This window comes from Novipirellula artificiosorum, from assembly GCF_007860135.1.
GTDB classification, from domain to species: Bacteria; Planctomycetota; Planctomycetia; order Pirellulales; family Pirellulaceae; genus Novipirellula_A; species Novipirellula_A artificiosorum.
The window spans coordinates 1,235,382-1,253,423 of sequence record NZ_SJPV01000001.1 but is presented as its reverse complement, the minus strand read 5'-3'; the positions used below and the strand labels follow the sequence as shown (position 1 = coordinate 1,253,423).

Below are 18,042 nucleotides of genomic sequence, written 5' to 3'. Positions count from 1 at the left end.
TTGGCACGGAAACTGCAACCAATCACCATCATAGCGTTTTCGATGTCATAATGGCGGTGGGCCTACGGTTGGCATGGCTACTCAACAAACACGGAATTTGTGATGTTTTTCCGATTACTCGCGGCGTTCATTATCATCCCGCTCGTCGAATTGGCCCTGCTGTTGCGGTTGGCGGATGCGACAAGTGTGGCGATGACGCTTGGGGTTGTCATCGTCACAGGTGTCATTGGCTCGATGCTTGCGAAGCGAGAAGGGGTGATGGCGTGGTACCGGTTTCGTTCGGCGCTCGCCGAAGGTCGAATGCCGAGCCGTGAGATCCAAGACGGATTGATGGTCGTTTTTGCGGCTGCTCTGCTGCTGACCCCTGGACTGCTGACGGATGGTCTTGGTTTTCTGTTACTCGTTCCAGCGGGTCGAGATCTGGTCCGACGGTACGTCTTGAGCCGATATGTCCGGTTCTCGGATGTCAAAGTCGAACGGCGAAGTCGTGAGGGATCACCGCATGGGGCGGAGTCGAAATCCTCAAGCGAACCGCTGCGCAAAGGCCGTTCGGAGTCTACACGTTGGCCCGATTCAGGCGAGACAAGCAGCCGCAATGGCCCCAGGACGATTGACGCGACGTCGTTTCACCGCAAAACCTAGTCGGTTTTCGCGCGAGTGATCACGCGAGTCTTGCAGAATCGGAACGAGCGTTCTATCTAGAACGAGCCGCATCTTTTTTGGTCAAAACAGCTCTCGATCCTGATCACGCATGATGGATGGGCAACCGTACCCTTGTCTGCGGCCAGCGTTCGACAAAACCAAGGGATGCCATTTCGTCCGCATTGGTTTAGACTTTACCCCCATCCAACTGTGAACAAACGAAGATGCGGTCCATGAATCTGAACCAGGAACTCTTGCTGTCGCTACCTCCCCAAATGGCGCAGCAGTTAAAAAATTGTCACGGTGACATTGCACAGCGTTGTTACGCGACGTCAGACCCACCGGCGGCACAGTTGGGATCGGGAGGCGGAACCGCTCATATCCTCCATCAAGCGTGGTTGCACAGCGGTTGCGAATCGTTTGCAGATTGGATGGAGGAACGTGGCCGTATCGTGATCCACGGCGGGGGTGAAAGCCGTCGATTGCCAGCCTATGCGACGGTCGGCAAGCTGTTCATTCCGATTCCTACGCTACGTTGGGCGAAAGGGCAACGGCTTGGGCAGACGCTGCTTGACGTCAATGAGCCGTTTTTGCAAGCTGCCTTTCAAAATGCAGCGGACAATGCTCGCGTGATGATCGCAAGTGGCGACGTGTTGCTACGGAGCACCCGGTTGCTCGATCCGCTGCCCCGCGCCGACGTGGTGTTGCTTGGGATGTGGGCGAACCCGGAGATCGCAAAGAACTTCGGGGTGATGTTCGTCGACAAATCGCAACCCTCCCGATTGAAGACTTTTTTGCAGAAGCCAGATCCGGACGAAATCCGTGACCGCTCGCGAGATTCCGCATTTCTGATTGATATCGGAGTTTGGCTACTCAGCAGTCGAGCGGTGAATTGTTTGATGACACAGTGCGGGTGGGACAGTGATCGTTCCATGTTTGAGACGAACGATCAGCCGAATCCATGTGATCTGTACGGCCACTGGGCACTTCGATTGGGCGAACAACCCCAAGCAATCGATAAAACCATCTCACAGCTGACCGTCGCCGTTGCCCCCATCTCGCACGGGGAATTCTATCACTTTGGCAAGACGGTTGACGTGATTGATTCGATGTACGATTTGCAAACAATCGTGCGGGACCAAACGGAATTGGGCGTCGTGCCGTCGTTAGCCCAACCACGCCAATTCATTCAGGATGCCGAGTTTGGCGTTCCGCTACGGCGACAAGAGAATGAATCGTTGTGGGTCGAGAACAGCTACATCCCTTCGACATGGACCTTGTCACGTCGACACATGTTGACCGGCGTCCCGCCAAACGATTGGTGCTTGCGTCTCGGCGAAGGTTGCTGTTTAGATTTTGTGCCAATCGGGCATGATGAATTTGCCATTCGCGTGTATGGCTTTCATGATTCGTTCCGAGGCAGCGTCAGCGACCCACAAACGCGGTGGCTGGAACATCCCCTTGGGGATTGGTTCACGGCTCGCGGTTTGAATCTCGCTCAGGCGGGGATCGCGTCCGATACGGATTTGCAGGAAGCCGAGCTTTTTCCTGTACTTTCGAGGAAAGAGCTGAGCGGCGAATTTGTCCAATGGATGATCGATCGAAGCCCGGGTGATGACACATCGGCTCATCGCACTTTGTGGCGGAACCGACGTCGGATGTCGGCGAGGCAACTCGCACACTCAGCATCGCTGGAACGATTGTACGCACAGCGTTCAAAACTTCGGGAGGCGATTTTGCCGATCATGGCGGCTCACGGCAACCGAAGCGTCTTCTACAACTTGGACTTGTCCGCCGCAGCAGAAACGTACGCATCGTCCGATGCCCTAATTCCACCCGCATGGGACGCTGAAGAAAGCGTCATTTTAGCGGTCCATAATCGAATGTTCCGCTCGGAAGTCCTGCGTCAACGCGGCGATGACGGCTGGCGACAGGAAGAGGCTTCCTGTTTCGGCTTGCTCGAACGGTCTCTCGTGCAACCCTACGAGCATCAACGCGTGTTGCCTGAGTTCCGATTAGCCGAGGATCAAATCGTATGGGCGCGCAGTCCGGCCCGAGTTGACTTGGCCGGTGGTTGGACGGATACGCCGCCGTATTGCATGGAGATCGGGGGTAGCGTCGTGAACGTTGCCGTTGACATGAATGGCCAACCCCCGGTGCAAGTATTTGCACGTCGGTGTGAATCGCCAACAATCACCATTCGGTCAATCGATTTGGGCAAAAGCGAAACGCTGACTTGCTATGAAGACATCGGCAGCTACCGTGGGCTTGGCAGCGGCTTTTCGGTTGCCAAGGCCGCGTTGGCGCTTGCCGGTTTCTACCCCAAGTTCAATGGCGACGCCTTTAAGTCGCTTCAGCAGCAACTCGAACGGTTTGGCGGCGGAGTGGATGTGTCGATGTTGGCGGCGATCCCGAAAGGCTCGGGAATGGGAACCAGCAGCATTCTTGCGGGGACCGTGCTCGGAGCGTTGAGCGAGCTTTGTCACTTGGGTTGGGACGTGCATGAAATTGCTGCTCGCGTCAGCGCAGTGGAACAAATGTTGGGTAGCGGTGGCGGATGGCAAGATCAATTCGGCGGTCTTTTGCACGGGGCGAAATTGATTCAAACGAAACCAGGCGTTTTGCAGCAGGCTGCGGTTCGCTGGCTGCCCTCGGACTTCTTCAATTCACCCGAGTTCACTTCACGAACGTTGTTGTATTACACGGGGATCACGCGAGTCGCCCATGATGTGTTGTCGGAGATCGTGCGGGGGATGTTCTTGAACGATCCCAATCGGCTGAGCGTGCTCAAGTCAATCGGTGACAATAGTTTGAGTTGTTTCGACGCGGCGCAGCGATCGGACATGGACAGCTTTGCCAAGTCGATCCGCCGCAGTTGGGAATTGAATCAACAACTCGATCAAGGCACCAATCCGCCTGAGGTCGCGGAGTTGGTCAACCGTATGGAGCCGCATGTTTCGGCGTTGAAACTGGCCGGGGCGGGCGGCGGCGGCTTTCTGTACCTGATCGCGAAAACCACAAGGGACGCCGTAAAGCTACGCCGTGACCTGGAGAGCCAACCCCCTAATGCCCGAGCTCGCTTTGTGGACATGTCCGTCTCCACCACCGGATTGCGAGTGACGCGAAGCTGAACAAGATGACGAAAAGCAAGGCCGATGGGTCCGGTGCAGACGGCGGTGTCCAAACACGCTAATACCACTGCATGGCGTAGTCTTCGAAGCGATTCCTTGCTGCGGCTTGCAAGGCCGGAGCATTCAAATACGCCGCCCACTTCGATTGTTTCGCTCGAAGCCGCTTTAACAGGATCACTTCGGACGCTTGATACGACGTCCAATGCTTGGCATTCGCTTGCAACCCCCCTTCCAACTCGGATTGGCGAGACGCCAGCATTGCCAGCACTCCTTCGCGAATGATCTCGTCCGAGTGGTCGGTCAGTGGAATCAACGCCAAAAAACCTTCATTGTCGATCGGTTTCACCGCGATCATGACGGAAGGATGCAAGTAGCCGCGATTCACTTGAGACGTGTTGTAGCGATGGGCCACCCAGTCCACGGGAAACAGACTGTAGGCGATGACGGTTAACGCCAGTGCCATCAATTGACGGCGGATCAGCCACCAAAAAGATCGGTGATGAGCCATTTTATACAACACCAGCAGGAACCCGAGCACCACGGCGGTGATGCCGAAAAAGCCTACCGTGCGCATTCGCGTCATCCCATTGTAGCCGACGTAAATGAACAAACGATTGTATACCGCAATGGCGAGCAGTAGGTTCAAACCGGACCAGACCCAGGCAAGCGATCGTAGCGGAACGATTCGTGGGTGATTGAGAATCGTCCCATTGAAGACCGCTGAAAGTAGTAAGGTCGCCAGCGCCAAGGCAACCGTCAACCATGCCGCCCCTTGATGCGCGTAGCCAGCGTAATAGAAGCCTGTGGGAAAATCACGTTTCCACAAGGTAGCGAATTCAAAACAAAGATAACCACCAAACAGAAGAATCAGCACCACCAGTGAATTGTAGAAGGCGGGCAGCCACTGGGCCGTATCCGGTGCCGTGGCCGAGGCGTCCTTTTCCGTTTGTGGGCCAAGCTGAAACATCGGCAACCTCGGGCAAACGAGGCCGGCACCAACCAACAAGGCGAAAATGCAAAAGGGAATCTCCCATACGGATTCTGCTGAAACCCATCGCCATGCATAGTCGGCTAGATTGAACAAGTACGTACGTGTCGTGGATAACAGGTCGGGATTGGCGAACAGGAAAAGGGCGCCGAAAACCAACACGGATGCCAGTGGTAAAAGCCAGCTCGCTAACGAGGGCCCGGTGGTTGCCCTGTTGCGCACCTTGCCCCAGCACCGATATCGTCCGATTCGCGAGGCACCGTCAAACAGAACACGCACTCCGAACACAATGCCTTCGAAGACAAACGGGACGGACCCTGCCGCCGCCATCGAAATCGCCAGAGTGAGAGCCACAGCGGAAACGAACGTGAGAACCGAACCCTGCCAAGCGAGACGTATCGCAACAAGCAGCGACAAGCATGCGATGGAAATCCCGTACCGAGGCCGAAGAAACCGAGTACGCCCCATCAACAATACGATCGGAACGAGGGCAAAGAAAACGGCAGGCCCCGAGAAACCGACCGCGCGAAAGAGCAGCAGGTCGGCCAGCACGGTCCAAGTCATCGCCGCAATCACCTCGCGTCGACTCACTGGCATGACATCCCGAGCCATGACGACCTCAGACGCCTGTTGGAATTCCCGATCATGCGGGGGCAGAGCGGCTGAATTGGATTGCTCGGCGGTCATCGGTTGACACTTTCTGAGGGAAGAAACGACCCTAAGGAACGATACGCCACTTTGGGCCGTCGCGGGAAAGCCCGTTGAGCAACGACGGTCCCAAGCCAGTGAGATCGAGACTATTGATGCTTAGCCGGATCGGTTTTTCGGAGCCGAACCGCGTCGGCATGAACGAACCCGTCGGCATCGGTCGTTTCGATTGAAACCGTTACCTCTTGTCCGGCTGCCAGCTCAATCTCGGCAACTGAGACATAGGGTTCCTCGCGCAATTTACGTTGATTGATGGTTTGCTTTTGTTGCTGATCGCCGTAGCGAATCCATACCGGGCTGCGGGTCGAGCGATTTGCATGGGATTGCGTGAACACGTCGATCGCGTAACGGCCTGAGTCTTTCACTATTAACTTAAATACGATCTCCGCACCGCTGTCTGGGGACGCATACAAGTATTGGAACCCAACATAATCCTTCAATCCGGTACCAGCGGTCCAGCGCCCCGTCTTGGTTGACTGTGAATCATCTGCCACGATCCCCTCGATGCTAGCAGGATCGATTCCCGCTGGCATACCCAACGAAGTCGCTAACGGAAGGGAGTCAGCAGGTATCACGATCTCCGCGGTGGGTGTGCTGCGATGGGCTTTTCCAGGTAGCTGAAGTAAATCGAGTAGATCAGGTAAGTGATCCTGGTAAACCTGACGAGGACTGCAATCATGAATTGCACAGAGGGATGCAGCTTTGCCGACGACCTCTCCCATCATGCCACACGTCTTCATCACGCGGACCGTCCCTAGTGCCTCGTGAGTCACGCTGATGCAGCGGCCAGCCATGAACAAGTTCTCGACATTCTTGCTGTAGAAGCACCGATACGGAACGGGATAGCCATAGGACCGATCGACACCTTTGCCGTGCACGGCGATGGAGATGAAGGGGTTGTCAGGAAATTTCTCCGCATATTGTTTTTTGGGATAATGCAAATCGATCGACCACGTACTCGGAACACAGCCATCAGGGAAATCCCGCTTGGACACAATATCATCTTCGGTAAGCACGACATCGCCGATCAATTGCTGGCTTTCGCGAGGTCCACCAACGAAAGCGACCCAGGTCAAAACCGCACGGGTGTGCTCATCGGCACCGTCACGATTCTTCATTGCGTTGAACGCACCATAAACCGCGCGTAGATTCCAATCCCGAATTGCCTCGGCATCGTTGATCGCGTCTTTGTCGAAGCCGCTCTCCCAGAACCATTGCCCATGGTGGTCGCGAGGGTAAGGAAAATCGGCCATCGACAAATCGAGGGCCCAAGGAGTTTCGGGAAACGTGGTCGGGGCGTCGACCTCGTCCCAAGCCCACATATTGCTCATGCCCATCCGTCCAGTTGGAACCATCGTTCGTTCAGCGTTCGCCCAGGTCCCGATCCAACCGTGACCGGTGCAGTCGGAAAAATAGTCGCCGAGGATTTTTACTTCGGCTCCCGTGGTGGTATCGAGTGCCGTGACCGAAACGATTCGCTCGCCATCCATTTCGACGGAGTAAGCATGATGATTCAACATCAAGTCGATGTTGGGTTCGGCGCGGACGATACGTTCTTTCTTGGCATCTTCAAATTCTTCGTAGGTACCGGGCGACTTGGTTGCCGAATCGGCCAATTCTTCGATGATCTCGCCAATCCGAGGGAATTTTCCGCGGCGAATCTCACCCTTTGCCCAAACCCGCACCTCGCTTGATCCATTCCCGCCCAGTACAGGGCGATCTTGGACGAGCGCAACGCGACATCCCATCCGGGCTGCCGAAATCGCAGCGCCCATTCCTGCGTAGCCACCGCCAATCACGACCAAGTCGTATCCGCCGCGTGTTTGGGGCTCATCCGGCAGGCCCAATTGTTTTCGCCTCCATTCGGACAACACGCGATCTGCGGGTGGTGGCGTTGCCTCTAAATCAGTGGTCAGGTAGATGCAATCACATCGGCCGTCAAAACCAGTCAGGTCCTGCAACCGGAGTTCTACCGCTGCGGCTGCCAACTCAACGGTACCACCATCATGCCAGCTCCACTCGCTGCCCACGGTTCCGAAGGTGGGCTGGAGCGTCGTTTCCCCAATGCTCAGCTTAAACGTGCCCGGTGACGGATTCACGCCCCAACGTGCCACCCAATCGATCGAGCGGATCCAGACGCGGTAGGTGCCTTTTTCGGGGACCTCGACGGTGGTCACCGCATCGGGAACCTTTTGGCCAAGTCCATGGGCGAGCAGGTAGGGCGATCCCATTTGCTGAATGAATTGCGTATCGAGTTTCCACCCGCCATGATCGGCAAAGCTCTCTGCTTCGACGAAGAGGTCTGCAGCTTGTGTCGTATCGCAAGTACCGGATGCGATTGCACACACCAAACTGGCACAAATCATGAATCGGGTGGCGATCATTCGGAGAACCTCGTGGGGATTTCGATTGTCAGGCGGGTTGCGTGGGTCAGGCTGTCGATGCGGTGACAGGACGCCTATTGTAGCAAAACCAGCATCCCTTGTTTGTGGGCCAATTCCGCTTGGTGCCCAAAACAGCAAGACGCTTCAAGATTTGCCTATTGGGGCCAAATCAACTGCTTGAGTCCCGCGATTCGCGACTTCACCGACCCTGCGTGACTGCACTGCATCAGTCCTGTCATCCTCGCTAGGTCGAATTGGTCTTGGGGGCGCAAGTGAGGTGCAAATCGGCTCGTTCGACGGCTGACCGTGACAGGAACCGTCATGGCCAGCAATCCCTCTACACCCCGGGTGACACCAAAACCGCTCTCGCCACGACCGCCAAAGGGAACGCGTGGATCCGCAGTCGGAAAGACCACGTCATTGATCGTGATGGAACCCGTAGCAAGCTGCCTTGCCATCACGGATGCGTCGCGATCCGAACCGAAGATCGAGGTGGCTAATCGGTAGCGACATCCATTGACGATGCCGATGGCGTTGGAGATGTCATCGACTCGAATCACGCTCAGAATGGGAGCAAACAGGTCGGCCGAGGCAATCTCTGCGTCCGCGGCAACACCATCGAGCAGGACCGCGTTCATCTGTCCCGTGGTTCGCACTCGGTTCGCATCAAACAGACCGACGCGATCGACCGCACCGCTGGAGATGGCCCCCTCAACGGCCTCGGCAACGTTGTCGCGGGCTGAGCGGTGAATGACCAAGTCTCGCCGCCTAAATCGAGTCTCGATCTGTGTAAGAAGATCCTCCAGCCAAGGTCGCGTCTTGGGAGAGTTTTCCACGATCAACCTTCGAGGCCCAATACAGGTTGCGGCTCCGTTGAGATGAATGCTGAAGTCAATCGCATCGACAACTCGTGACACATCGGCACTGGGCAATACGATCATCGCATCGCACCCGCTCAGTTCCATGATGGTCGGCGTGATCGTCGCAGCAGCTTGTTCAAGCACTCGCCGCCCGGTTGCAGCCGAGCCCGTCAGAATGACCAAATCCACTCCGGACTCGATTGCCTTGACGGCCTCGATCGCGGGAGAGTCAAGTTGTTTCAGCCAATCGGTTGGGATCCCGGCATCGTGGAAGCAGCGGAGCAATTCCGCCGTCGTCGTTTCGCAACCTTCGGCCGGCTTGACGAGCACGCGATTCCCAGCGGCCAACGCTTGGGCAACCTGGGTCCCGACCAAAAAGATCGGATAGTTCCACGTGCCGATGATCAGTACCGTTCCGAGCGGATCGCGTCGGACCACGCTGCGGACGCCCCACAGCCAAACGGGACGCCCCGCCAGCCCGCAAACGCGTGGCTTTAAGACTTTTGGCCCCGTGCGGCCGAGAAACCTCAGAGATTCGCAAAGCGGTAGGAGCTCTGCGGTGATCGTCTCGAAGGGGTTGGTTCGTTGATCGTTGGACGCGAGTTGAACGAATCGGGCCATGCGCTGCGTGACGAACGATCGCACCGAGGCGACCCGACGACATCGCTCTCGCGCAGAGACCACGGACCAGGGTGGAACGGCAGCCAATTGATAATCCTAAGGACGCGTGGCGGTTCGTTGAACCTTGTCGACGAGACGCTCCGTCATCCGAGCTCGGTATTCCATTAAGCTGTTTGCACCTTGGAAACCAACGACCGTTTCATCCCAGTCGAGCTGCTTGCTCAGCATGCGACCGTTGTCGATGTCGAATCGAATTTCACCATTGCTGAGCTGCTGAACGACCTGAGCGCGTACCGAATCATCGGAAATCGGTGTCAGCGGCTCGCTGTGAAGTGAAATCGTCGCAACGCCCGTTTGGACCTTTTCGAGCGTATAGCGTTCACGAATCTTAATGACCTTGATCTCCGAGTTCTCCAGTCGAACCCTGATCTCATGCGGCACCGACCACGAGGCGCCTAGCGCAAGAGGTTCTTCGGGTAATTGTAGCGTCAACGATCCCATTCCCAACGAGGCCTTGCTACCCGCATGATCCTCGCGGTGCGTTTCGTTCCCTTGGGAGTTAATCGTGACGGTGGCCAACTTCGTGCCCAGCTGTTTCGCAACGACGCTAAATTCCATAGGCGGTTCCTCGCCACTTTCGCTGGACCAACGAAGCTCCTCCTCTTCACCTCGCTGCTGCGTCATTTCGACGCTGTCAACAACATGCTCAAAAACCGCTTCGCCATCCTCCGTTGCGGTCAATACGTCCCAGTGTCGTTGGCTGACCGTATGAACCTGAGAAATCTCCTCAGCGCCACGAATCCGAGTCTTCGTCTTTGCTTGATGGGTGACCTCATATCGAATGGTTTCACCCGCGTTTAAGTCGTAGCGAAGCGTGAATTTTTCAAGCACACTGGGGGCAGGATTCGCCGGTTCCTCCGCTTGCGCAGTTGAAAGAGAAACAGTCAGCGCAGCCAGCAGTGCCACGGAAATGGACGAACAATGATGACGATTCACAGCAAGCGGCTCCATCCTTAGAGATCATGGGGGTGGGTAACGTGAAGTTTCACGGAGAGGTCAAGGGTCGCAAAACAGAGCGACGGACGCAAGACAAAAAACGAGGCCCCCCGAGTGCGGGAATGGCGTCTTGACCCGAGGGAGCGTATCGTATCTCTGGTTAGAAGTTTTTCCTGCCTATGGCTCGCCCTTTTTTTGCCTCCCATCCCACCAACCACGATGAAAAAAATATTTCTTTCTGAATCCGAAATGCCACGCCAATGGTACAACTTGGCTGCTGACGTTCGCATGCACCCTCCATTGGGGCCAGACCGGCAACCGATCACGCCTGAAATGCTGGCGCCTGTCTTCCCGATGAACATCATCGAACAGGAGATGAGTACGGATCGCTGGATTGACATTCCAGAGGAAATCTTGGGACTGTTGGCTCGCTGGCGACCGACGCCGCTAGTTCGCGCAACCGCGCTGGAAGCCGCCCTCGGTACACCGGCGAAGATCTATTACAAGAACGAAAGCGTCTCGCCGGCCGGCAGCCATAAACCCAACACGGCGGTGGCGCAAGCTTGGTACAACAAGCAATTTGGAATCAAACGAATCACGACCGAAACGGGCGCGGGCCAATGGGGCAGCGCCTTGTCGTTCGCCTGTTCGTTGCTGGGGCTAGAGTGCAAGGTGTTTATGGTGCGAATCAGTTTCGACCAGAAACCGTTCCGCAAAATGATGATGGAATCTTGGGGCGGAACCTGTGTCCCCAGTCCAAGTCGCGAAACGAACGCAGGCCGCACGATCCTTGAACAAGACCCTGACACCCCCGGTTCGCTTGGGATCGCGATTTCCGAAGCCATCGAACAGGCGGTGGCAGATCCAAAAGGTGAAACGCGTTACGCGCTCGGCAGCGTGCTAAACCATGTCATGCTGCATCAAACGATCATTGGCCTGGAAACCAAAAAACAACTCGAGAAGTTTGGCGAGAGGACTCCGGACGTTGTGGTTGGCTGTGCAGGCGGTGGCAGCAACTTCGCGGGATTGGCCTTTCCCTTCATCTATGACGTCATCCACGGGGCGAAAATCAAGGTGGTCGCCGCCGAGCCGACGTCCTGCCCCACGCTGACCCGCGCCCCGTTCACCTACGATCATGGCGACGTCGCAAGGATGACGCCGCTGATGCCGATGCACAGCCTTGGGCACACCTTCATTCCCGCCCCGATTCATTCAGGCGGTCTTCGCTACCATGGCATGGCACCGTTGGTCAGCGCTGCGATGCAAGCGGGCTTCATTGATGCCGTCGCGCTGCCGCAAACCGAGTGCTTCGAAGCCGGTTTGTTGTTCGCGCGAACCGAAGGCATTATCCCTGCGCCGGAAACGAATCACGCCATCGCCGCAACGATTCGTGAAGCCAACTTGGCGAAACAGGAAGGTAAAGAGAAGGTCATCGTGTTCAACCTCAGCGGTCACGGAATGATGGATTTGCTCGGCTACGAGAAATTCCTTAGCGGCAACTTGGAAGACTACGATTTGCCGATGGAAGTGATTGAACGTTACCAAAATGTGATCAAAGACCATCCGCAACCTGCGTGATTTCTATCCGCAGCCCCATCACTCATCCAGCTCATCTCAGGAGTTTTCATCATGCGACACTTTCGACGACGTGTATTGTTTTTCGCTTTTGGATGCCTCGTCTCAATCCAAATGACTCTCGTTGCCAGGAGCCAGTCACCAACGGCGATCGGACGGGTCGAAGCGATAGACCCTGCGTTTTCGGAACGGGTCGCCGCCGATGCGAAGATTGAAGTCTTGGCAAAAGGCTTCACCTGGTCCGAGGGCCCACTGTGGGTGGCCGATGACGATGGCGGACACTTGCTATTTTCGGATATCCCACGCAACTCCATCTTCCGCTGGTCCGCTGCTCGCGGCGTTGAGTTGTTCATGAAGCCAAGCGGCTACACCGGAGACAGCTACTATGGGCTCGAGCCCGGCAGCAACGGATTGGCCCTCGATCGCCAGGGTCGGCTTGTCGCTTGCGAACACGGAGATCGCCGAGTTTCGGTCTTGACGCCCAGCGGAGGGAAGATGACGCTGGCCGACCGTTTTGAGGGCAAACGATTGAACAGTCCGAATGACCTGACGATCGATTCAAGCGGGGTGATCTATTTCACCGACCCGCCCTACGGTTTGCCAGATGGTGCTGCGGATCCACGGCGTGAATTGGATTTTTGCGGTGTCTACCGGCTTGCTCCCGATGGTGCCCTGAGCTTGTTAACGAAACAGTTTTCGCGGCCCAACGGGATTGGCTTATCGCCGGACGAGAAAACGCTTTACGTTGCCCAAAGTGATTCGTCGGCGCCAATCCTGATGGCACTACCGATCAACGAAGACCAGACCCTTGGTGAAGGCAAAGTCCTCTTCGACGCCACCGAGTACGCGAAAACCATGCCCGGAGCTCCCGATGGTATGGCGGTTGCAAAAGATGGCATGATCTACTGCAGTGGCCCCGGAGCCGTCTACTTGATTACGCCGGAGGGCAAACTACTCGGACGAATCATCACGGGCGGACGCATCAGCAATTGCACCCTCAGCGGCGACCAGAAGACGCTCTACATGACCGCCGACGACAAACTCTGTCGCGTGCAATTGAAATAGGATTTCCAAGGGGTGCCAGCAGCCCGGACAAGCTAGTGAACCGTCGAGGTTAAAACTGCGAGTTGGGACGTAGTGGACTTCGCCAGAAGTCCCTAAGAACATTTGAGTTACGGATTTCTGGCGAAATCCACTACCCTAAAATCTAATGCTGACGGTCCACTTGTATTCCGCCGCAGCTCAATTTTCGGGAAGGGCCGTTTTCTACAGGCCACACTCTCAAGTGATTTGGCCGGTGGGAACCGGCCCTACTCCGAACGCCGACTCACAATTCAAGCTGAGTCGGAATTCTAGTGGTCCGTCACACCTTACTCATCCAACACCTCAGGCTCATCAATCACCGATTCCCCTGCCCTCGATGGCAATCGAGGAAGCGGCAACTCGGGAAATCGGCCGTCCAACGCGGCGAAGAATGCGGCGATTTCAGCAATCTCGGCTCCGCTAAGCTCCGTATCGAGCTGCGTTTGTGCCATCACATCAATCGCTTCGTGAATCGTGGAGACACGGCCGTGATGGAAGTAAGGAGCCGTTAGCAGGATATTGCGAAGCGTTGGCACCTTGAAAAGATGCTTGTCGGATTCCGCTTGCGTCACCGCAAATCGGCCAAGGTCTGCCGCGAGCTGATACCGATCGACCAGACCGGAGTCCATCGAACGAGGGAATTCTTGAAAGACACTTTCGACATCACCCGGTTGCCAGCCATTTAGTGCCGGCCCGTCGTGGCACTCGGTGCAGCCCACGCTTTCGAACCGGCCCATCCCCGCGATCTGTTGGGCGTTCATCGCATGTTCTTCGCCGTCGAGATAGCGATCAAAATCGCTATGAGGAGTGATCAAGGTCCTCTCGAATGCAGCGATCGCGTTCACCGCATTTTCGAGCGTCAAGGCGTTTTCGCTTCCAAAAACGGACTGGAACGAAGCTTGATAACCCGGGATCTTCGCAATTCGCTGGAGCGCGTGGTTGTGATCCGGCATTCCCATTTCGGGTGCTGCGACGATGGGGCCTTGGGCTTGCTCTTCTAAGGTTGCGGCACGCCCATCCCAGAATTGGGACCCTTGGAATACGGAGTTCCAAACGGTTGGCGCATTGCGTGGCCCCGTACGACCATGAATTCCCATCGATGTCTCCCGCCCGTCGTCGCCACCTTCCATCAAGTTGTGGCACGTGTTGCAGGAAACCGTGCCCGTCAGTGACAAACGTGGATCGAAGAACAATTGCTTGCCGAGTTCGATCATTTCTTGACTGGCCGGTTCCGCCGTCGGCCCCGCGGTCGTCGGCAACGTCTCCCATGCGTTCGCGGAACACGTCAACGCCAGCGTCACGAGCACGATCATGTGTGATGTCAATTTCATGGTTGGTTCCTTCATTTGGTGAAAATCAAGTTGAAAATCGAACGACCGAGTTTATCGATCACTAGTGACAACGACAAAAGTCACTTGCTGATTTCAATTGCCCCGCAAGGTACTGCAGCACTGCCTGGCGGGGTGTCATCTCCCCATCGACGACAAACGGCTGGGTCCCCGATTGCCGAAGTGCCTCGGCGGCTCGCCATCCCATGCCATAGCACAAAACGATGGTGCAATCCGACAACGCCATCGCGATGTCGTCGTGACTGTGCACAGGGTGATCGTCGCCATCGTGGTGGTCATGATCTCCGGTGCAGTGGCCTTTGGCATGTGCCGTCTGGCGATTCTCACGAACACTCTCGCGAATAATCGCCTCACCCTGCGTCTCAAAAACAATAAAGCAACTCGAACGACCAAAGTGCTTGGAAATCAACACTCCATCACTCGAAGCAACTGCGATCTTCATCTTAGGATCCTCTAGGTTGTGACTTCTCTTCGGAACCGCTTGCTGTCGCATGCCGGACACGATTTTGGCCGCCCGGTTCCGAACGGCAAATTCCAGATGTGCCGGCATTCGCTACAGGCAAACGTACGCTGCTTGACGATTTCAATGTGCCCACCCTCAATCCGTAGAGCCATTCCCTCGACCAACACGCGGGCAACCTTCTTCCTCGCCGTATCGAGGATCCGTCCAAAGGTTCGTCGCGAAACACCCATCTGTTCCGCCGCCTTGTCGTGATAGAGGCCGTTGACATCGACCAACCGCATCGCTTCCAGTTCATCAATGGCCAAAACAACCTCCTCGAGGCTGCGGGTCGGAACTCCCGCAGGCTTGAAGTAGGTGCAGTCAACCGACATCCCAACGCGTCGGCATTGCTTCGGTGGTGGCATCGTTTGCTTTATTCAGTTGGACCCCGTTTCAAACCACAGACTCAATATGCGCATATGCGCACTTCATGTCAAGGGCGACCCATCAGGGCGTCTGGCCTGCACCCGAACCGAAAGGTATCGCATCGACCCCGGCAGGCTAGCAAACAACATCCTCTCACCGGTTTTATCCTCATGATCGCTATAAACGGTGCCGATCCAATACGATGGTGGTTCAGCAGGCACTCTTACAACGGATACGACACCCAGGATGTGGAATCGGCACTCCATGACGGCTGGATTGCTGCTCGTAGCAACTTTGGTGTTGGTCGGGTGTTCGCGATCGTGGAATCGGCGCCGTGCGGACCGCGAAGCAACCTGTTTGATCGAGCAAAAAGGTGGCTACCTGGACGGCGGCACCGTTTACGCTCCGCCGAACTCTCGCATGTACGACCCCTTCTGTATCGACTGCCCCCCCATGCCGCCGGACGACCCACGGTCGCACCAACTGATGCATTGTGTCGACGGCAAACGAGGCTGGAAGCACTGGAATCGTAACGGCACGCTCGGATCGGTCGAAACCGACGGATGGCTTGCATCGCTTCCCACCGATGACGACGGCACCGTGACATTGGACCTTGCGGATGCGGTGCGAGTTTCACGCATCAATTCCCGTGACTATCAACGCAATTGCGAAACGCTGTATCGGTCGGCATTGGATGTGTCGTTTGAGCGATTTCGCTTTGATCATCAATTCTATGCCGGGGCCAGCACGTTTCAAAGCCACCTTGGCCGTGACATCGGCGCGACAAGCCCGCTCGCGGTGCGTTCCTTTGCCGGATTCAACAAGTTGAACACTGCCGGTGGAGAGATCGTCGTGGGGTTCGCGAACTCACTGCTTTTCGATTTTTGGGGAACCGATTCCAACGTCCTGACCTCGGCCATCGATTTCAGTTTGATTCAGCCGTTACTGCGATTCGGTGGTCGCGCGCGAGTGATGGAACGATTAACGCAGAGCGAACGAACCCTACTCGCCAACGTCCGGCAAATGGAGCAATACCGCCAAGGCTTTTACGTCAACATTGTCACTGGCCGCAACTCCGGCAGCGGCCCGAGCTTGAGTGACGTCGTTGGACAAAATGGACTCGGGCTGATCGCAGGATTCCCGAGCGGTCGTACTGGCGTTGCGGATGCAGGGGGATATTTGGGGCTGCTGCAAGACCAACAACAAATCCGCAACCAAACGACCAACATTGTGGCACTACGAGATAGTTTAGCGCAACTTGAAGCGGCGTTCGACGCGAATCGAATCAATAGCCGGTTGCAGGTCGACCAGGCGCGCCAAGCCTTGCTCAATGCCCAAAGTGGCTTGTTGTCATCCAAGTCTGCTTATCAATCGCGACTCGACAGTTTCAAGATGGAGATGGGGCTGCCGCCCGATCTGCCGCTTGAAATTCGCGACACCTTGCTCGACCGGTTTGTTTTGATTAGCCCCGAATTGACCGAATTGCAAGAGGAGCTTGCTGAAATCCTGCTGTTGATTCGCAAGGGCCGCACGAATCCTACCGATGCACTGATCGTCAACTCCGTCGAATCAGTTTCCGCATTCCAAGACCGAATCGCCCAGCGAGTGGCGTCAGCCGAGGAAGACGTTCAAGATCTCGACACGCGATTGCCCGAGCGACGCGAGCAGTTGCAAAAGGTCAAGCGAAAAATTGAAGAACTCGGAGCCGATGTCGATCCTCGCGTTTACGAAGAAACCTCTCTGATGCGCCGGATTGGGTTTCTGTTAGATCGTTTGCCCCACTTGAAGGACGAGATCGCGGAGGTGATCGATTCGATCGACGGCGGCATGGAGGAGATCGAGGAAGGAGAAGACGGCGAACTATCGCCGATGAAGCGTCGCTGGAAGAAACTCAACAAGTACGCAACGAAGCTGTCGGATTTGCTACTGGAGCTCTCTCTGCTTCAGGCTGAGGTCCGCTTGCAAGGCATTACGTTGATGGACTTGGAACTCGATCCCATCGAGGCCATCGAGGTGGCTCGAGTCAACCGGCTTGATTGGATGAATGCTCGTGCCAACTTGGTCGATAGCTGGCGAAACATTGAGTTCATTGCGAATGAACTCAAGAGTGACCTCGACATCGTGGTCACGGGCCAATTAGGAACTCGCTCGGGCAACATCGTCGATTTCCGAAAAGACAACAGTCGGATTCGCTTTGGGGCACAGTTCGATACTCCCACCGCCCGATTGGTGGAAAGAAATCGCTACCGCGAGGCACTCATCGATTACCAAGAATCGCGGCGTGCGTACATGTTGTTCGAAGATCGGGTGAAACAAAGCTTGCGAAACACGCTTCGCATCGTCACGCTCAATCAGATCAACTTGGAAGTGCGTCGTGTCGCGGTTCAGGTCGCAATTGCCCAGGTGGACATCGCGCGATTGAAGTTGAATCCCCCCCTACGACCCGGACAAGCCAATCAGGGTGCCTCCCCCACCGCCGCGCGTGACTTGGTCTCGGCACTCTCCGACCTACTCGACGCTCAAAACGATTTCCTCAATGTATGGGTCAGCTACGAAGTGATGCGGATCCTGGTCGATTTCGAGATGGGGACGATGCAACTGGACCCGACTGGGATTTGGCTTGATCCTGGCCCGATCGAAGGGTCACCCTACTCCAGCCCCCAAAGCGATGAGAACTTACTTGAACCCGCGTTTCTCGAATCGGTGCAAACGGAAGCCGCGACACTTCACGTGGCCAAGCTGCCATTTTCGATGCTGCTTTCGCAACCCAACGAATCGGTCACCGTTTACGAGGTGAACCATCGCGACCGTACCGACTAAAGCGTCTGGCGCCGCTG

General features: G+C 56.1%; 12 protein-coding genes. 5 read left to right on the top strand and 7 right to left on the bottom strand.

What is annotated here, in order from left to right:
- Positions 1-102 precede the first annotated feature (102 nt).
- Both Poly41_RS04375 and Poly41_RS04370 read left to right on the top strand, forming a co-directional pair.
- Positions 103-642 (top strand): FxsA family protein, encoded by a 540-nt coding sequence (locus Poly41_RS04375; RefSeq protein WP_146524639.1) that lies wholly within the window; start codon positions 103-105, stop codon positions 640-642.
- A 233-nt stretch (positions 643-875) separates the two neighbouring features.
- Positions 876-3,773, top strand: a complete 2,898-nt coding sequence (locus tag Poly41_RS04370) for a bifunctional fucokinase/fucose-1-phosphate guanylyltransferase (RefSeq protein WP_197231058.1) — start codon at positions 876-878, stop codon at positions 3,771-3,773.
- Positions 3,774-3,831: 58 nt separating this feature from the next.
- Here the strand turns inward: Poly41_RS04370 and Poly41_RS04365 are convergent, their stop codons facing one another.
- From Poly41_RS04365 to Poly41_RS04350, 4 genes are all read right to left on the bottom strand, one after another.
- The gene (locus Poly41_RS04365) at positions 3,832-5,448 is read right to left on the bottom strand and encodes a DUF4153 domain-containing protein (protein ID WP_146524637.1); all 1,617 of its coding nucleotides are present in this window, start codon (positions 5,446-5,448) and stop codon (positions 3,832-3,834) included.
- A 110-nt stretch (positions 5,449-5,558) separates the two neighbouring features.
- The gene (locus Poly41_RS04360) at positions 5,559-7,853 is read right to left on the bottom strand and encodes an FAD-dependent oxidoreductase (RefSeq protein ID WP_146524636.1); all 2,295 of its coding nucleotides are present in this window, start codon (positions 7,851-7,853) and stop codon (positions 5,559-5,561) included.
- A 155-nt stretch (positions 7,854-8,008) separates the two neighbouring features.
- Positions 8,009-9,421, bottom strand: a complete 1,413-nt coding sequence (locus tag Poly41_RS04355; protein WP_146524635.1) for an aldehyde dehydrogenase family protein — start codon at positions 9,419-9,421, stop codon at positions 8,009-8,011.
- Positions 9,422-9,430: 9 nt separating this feature from the next.
- Positions 9,431-10,330 carry a hypothetical protein gene (locus tag Poly41_RS04350; RefSeq protein WP_197231057.1) on the bottom strand — a complete coding sequence of 300 codons (900 nt, stop codon included), beginning with the start codon at positions 10,328-10,330 and terminating at the stop codon, positions 9,431-9,433.
- Between the two features lie 219 nt (positions 10,331-10,549).
- On the opposite strand from Poly41_RS04350, the gene Poly41_RS04345 reads away from it, so the two are divergent.
- Together Poly41_RS04345 and Poly41_RS04340 are read left to right on the top strand one after the other, a co-directional pair.
- Positions 10,550-11,908: a TrpB-like pyridoxal phosphate-dependent enzyme gene (locus Poly41_RS04345; protein WP_146524634.1), complete on the top strand. Its 1,359-nt coding sequence runs from the start codon at positions 10,550-10,552 to the stop codon at positions 11,906-11,908.
- Positions 11,909-11,959: 51 nt separating this feature from the next.
- Entirely contained in the window at positions 11,960-12,970 is a 1,011-nt protein-coding gene (locus tag Poly41_RS04340; RefSeq protein ID WP_146524633.1) for an SMP-30/gluconolactonase/LRE family protein, read from the top strand.
- 305 nt (positions 12,971-13,275) lie between these two features.
- On the opposite strand, the gene Poly41_RS04335 is transcribed toward Poly41_RS04340, so the two are convergent.
- The 3 genes from Poly41_RS04335 to Poly41_RS04325 all read right to left on the bottom strand — a co-directional run bounded on the left by Poly41_RS04335 (position 13,276) and on the right by Poly41_RS04325 (position 15,204).
- A complete protein-coding gene (locus Poly41_RS04335; protein WP_231615392.1) occupies positions 13,276-14,319 on the bottom strand; it encodes a cytochrome-c peroxidase in 1,044 nt (347 codons plus the stop codon).
- A 61-nt stretch (positions 14,320-14,380) separates the two neighbouring features.
- Entirely contained in the window at positions 14,381-14,779 is a 399-nt protein-coding gene (locus Poly41_RS04330) for a NifB/NifX family molybdenum-iron cluster-binding protein (RefSeq protein WP_197231055.1), read from the bottom strand.
- A gap of 11 nt (positions 14,780-14,790) precedes the next feature.
- Positions 14,791-15,204, bottom strand: coding sequence for a DUF134 domain-containing protein (locus tag Poly41_RS04325; protein ID WP_146524631.1), 414 nt, complete (start codon positions 15,202-15,204; stop codon positions 14,791-14,793).
- A 265-nt stretch (positions 15,205-15,469) separates the two neighbouring features.
- Between Poly41_RS04325 and Poly41_RS04320 the strand changes: the two genes are divergently transcribed.
- Entirely contained in the window at positions 15,470-18,025 is a 2,556-nt protein-coding gene (locus tag Poly41_RS04320; protein WP_146524630.1) for a hypothetical protein, read from the top strand.
- The last annotated feature ends 17 nt before the right edge of the window (positions 18,026-18,042 follow it).

Coding starts and splice junctions, on each gene's coding strand:
- Poly41_RS04320 (WP_146524630.1), top strand. CDS start 15,470: ATGACGGCTGGATTGCTGCTCGTAGCAACTTTGGTGTTGGTCGGGTGT.
- Poly41_RS04325 (WP_146524631.1), bottom strand. CDS start 15,204: ATGCCACCACCGAAGCAATGCCGACGCGTTGGGATGTCGGTTGACTGC.
- Poly41_RS04370 (WP_197231058.1), top strand. CDS start 876: ATGAATCTGAACCAGGAACTCTTGCTGTCGCTACCTCCCCAAATGGCG.
- Poly41_RS04335 (WP_231615392.1), bottom strand. CDS start 14,319: ATGAAATTGACATCACACATGATCGTGCTCGTGACGCTGGCGTTGACG.
- Poly41_RS04330 (WP_197231055.1), bottom strand. CDS start 14,779: ATGAAGATCGCAGTTGCTTCGAGTGATGGAGTGTTGATTTCCAAGCAC.
- Poly41_RS04340 (WP_146524633.1), top strand. CDS start 11,960: ATGCGACACTTTCGACGACGTGTATTGTTTTTCGCTTTTGGATGCCTC.
- Poly41_RS04375 (WP_146524639.1), top strand. CDS start 103: ATGTTTTTCCGATTACTCGCGGCGTTCATTATCATCCCGCTCGTCGAA.
- Poly41_RS04345 (WP_146524634.1), top strand. CDS start 10,550: ATGAAAAAAATATTTCTTTCTGAATCCGAAATGCCACGCCAATGGTAC.
- Poly41_RS04360 (WP_146524636.1), bottom strand. CDS start 7,853: ATGATCGCCACCCGATTCATGATTTGTGCCAGTTTGGTGTGTGCAATC.
- Poly41_RS04365 (WP_146524637.1), bottom strand. CDS start 5,448: ATGACCGCCGAGCAATCCAATTCAGCCGCTCTGCCCCCGCATGATCGG.